The 2568-nt window shown below is 48.2% G+C and carries 3 protein-coding genes; 1 reads left to right on the top strand and 2 read right to left on the bottom strand.

The window, feature by feature from the left end; all coding sequences use genetic code 11:
• Together H6S82_RS28485 and H6S82_RS28490 are read right to left on the bottom strand one after the other, a co-directional pair.
• Positions 1-353 (bottom strand): class I SAM-dependent methyltransferase (locus tag H6S82_RS28485; protein WP_191057121.1); only part of this gene is annotated, 353 nt, incomplete at its 3' end.
• 103 nt (positions 354-456) lie between these two features.
• Positions 457-1404, bottom strand: a complete 948-nt coding sequence (locus tag H6S82_RS28490) for a response regulator (RefSeq protein ID WP_190465616.1) — start codon at positions 1402-1404, stop codon at positions 457-459.
• Positions 1405-1709: 305 nt separating this feature from the next.
• Between H6S82_RS28490 and raf1 the strand changes: the two genes are divergently transcribed.
• A partial coding sequence (raf1, locus tag H6S82_RS28495; protein WP_191057122.1) for a RuBisCO accumulation factor 1 occupies positions 1710-2568 on the top strand: 859 nt, incomplete at its 3' end.

The following is a 2568-nucleotide window of genomic DNA, read 5'->3' on the forward strand; positions in this document are numbered from 1 at the left end:
TGGTTGTTGGGAAAAGGCAGATTGAGGGCGTCTGCCTCTACCCAGGTAACGGAGAGAGGCGGATAATAATTTTGGGTTCGCTCAGAAGCGATCGCCAGCTGCTGACAAGAAAAATCCACTCCGAACACTTTTCCAGCACTTCCCACCTGACGCGCCAGCATGAGAGCAATGTCGCCACTACCGCAGCATAAGTCCAGGCAGATATCTCCAGGACTCGGATCGCTCCACTTTACGGTCATTTGCTTCCAAATGCGATGCTGGGCGAGACTCAACCAATCGTTGAGCGAATCGTAAACCGGCGCAATGCGGTCAAATAGATTGCGAATTTCAGTACTGCGACTATTTAAGGTCATCCGATTTTAAATTTTAGATTTTAGATTTTAGATTTTAGATTTTAGATTGACCTATGCTGACATTTAGCTAAAATCGAGGATCTAAAATCTAAAATTGTTGGTTTCAAACAGCAGCGCGGGTACTTAAGAGGGCTAGCGCGATCTGTTGAGCTGATAGATGAATTAGTTTAATTTCATCTTCTCGCAGTTGCAACGGACGTTTCCATTGCAGAGACAAAACGGCTAGCACTTGCGATCGGTAAGTAATTGGGATAATTAAATGTGCCTGAACTCCGGATGCCGGGTAGTGTTCGACACCAGATAAGTTTGTATCGGCAGGCACATTCACCGATACCTGCATTTGCTTGCTGGCGATCGCTTCTTGGGCTAGAGGATCTTGGGCCAGCCAATTTGACACCGGGGCATCAGCACTGTAGATACCTTGGCCAGAATCTAAAGTATTGCCCTGCACCAATTGCAAAATACAGCCATCTGCCAGGAAATTTTCGCCAAAAGCCTCTGCAATTGGCTCCAGACAATCTTCTAGACTAGAAGCTGCTTGGGCGACATGAACAACTGTGGAAAGCAATGCTGTTTGTGCTTGGGCGCGACGCAATTCTTCCGTTCGTTGCTTGAGAAGTTCGTATGTCTCCGTCGCCCGTTGTACCACTCCTTTTAGTTCGATAGGGTCCCAGGGCTTGGTGATATACTTGTACACCTGTCCGGAATTAATTGCATCTACGAGATCTTCTATATCCGTAAATCCCGTCAATATAATTCGCACCGTGTCCGGAAATTGGGGCACGGTTTTGCTAAGGAATTCGGTTCCCTTCATCTCCGGCATTCGCTGATCGGAGATAATCACAGCTACTTCGCCCTCGACTGCTAGCACCTCCAAGGCATGAACACCACTTTCTGCCTTGAGGACGTTGAAATCTCGCCGGAAGGTGCGATAGAGCAGATCCAAGTTATCTGGCTCATCGTCAACTACCAGCATCTTGGGCTTTTTCCGTCGTTCTAAGCTCATAAGTTGACGCCGGATGCTCTCAAGCTCTGGAATGGCATTATCCATACTATCTGAATCAACTCCTTCCAGCCAATGGGGATTGGCAATGGCCCTGCCTGAATGTTAATTAAAACAGTTATCCTCATTTAGACAGCACGTAAATAAACTGGTGACTGGAAATTAACTCACTTGGGCGAGGTTTTAAACCCCAAAAGTTTTGCCTATAAGGATAGGGTTTGCAGGCCAAAGCAAATTGATCTCCCAATAGCGCTACATTTGAAAAAGATGGGTGCAACCCCAATCGATCGCTTCTGTTGAACCCAAAGCTGGAATTCTAACAAATATATCGTTTATTTTCTTCTTCTGCCATTATGACCGATCTAACACCAGATGCTCCCAACTCTCATCCGCAGCCAACCAACGCAACTGGCGAAGTTGAAGATTTACTGCGTAGCCTCCGGCGCAAAGAAGGCACCTGGGTTTTTTGGGGGCAAGCTTGCCAGACATTACAAAAGGCAGGCTACAATCCGCAGAAGATTTTTGAGGAGACTGGGTTTGAGCCGATCCAGCAGAATCAGGTTATCGTGGCGTCACAAGTTTACACGAGTATGGTGAATGCTGGTGTATCGGATGAGGTGCGATCGCACTTTCAACGTACCGGTAGCGATAGTTTATACGAATTTCGCATTCTCACCCAAACGGAACGCGCCGCCGCCGCTACTTTCGCCGTGGCACAAAAGCTTGACTCCCTAGCCGCGAAAGAATTAGCCAAAGCGATGAAAGAATTATCGCGGATGCGTACCTTGCCACCCGGTTTTACGGATAGTGCGGGCGACGCCCTCGCCTATCAGTATTGGAAATTTGCCCGCGAACAATCAGACTTGCAAGAGCGATCGCGCCTCATCGCTAACGGCTTAAAATATGCTACCAGCGACTCTGCTAGGCAACAAATCGAAAAGCTGCTGACCGATTTTAACGTTGTTCCTCGCCGTCCCGCTCCCCGCTTGCCGATCTATCGACTCGAAGCAGAGGAAGAATTGCCCCGCATCCTACCTGTAGTTGGCAAATTCCCCCTCTCCACTCAAGACTTAAAAGCTGTACCTTTGATTGAGGAAAGTGGGCCTTTCCGGGTTGTCAAGTTTTCCGGGTCGGGGGCATGGGTTCCCGTACCCGGTTGGCAAGTTATCCTAAATGCAGAAGATCCCGTAGCAATTTTGTGGGATAGCAATC

It is taken from the genome of Planktothrix sp. FACHB-1355 (assembly GCF_014748295.1).
In the GTDB taxonomy this organism is placed as follows: Bacteria; Cyanobacteriota; Cyanobacteriia; order Cyanobacteriales; family Aerosakkonemataceae; genus Aerosakkonema; species Aerosakkonema funiforme_A.

What these genes read in the sequence shown, in the direction of transcription:
- H6S82_RS28490 (WP_190465616.1), bottom strand. Translation starts at nt 1,404, where the DNA reads ATGGATAATGCCATTCCAGAGCTTGAGAGCATCCGGCGTCAACTTATG.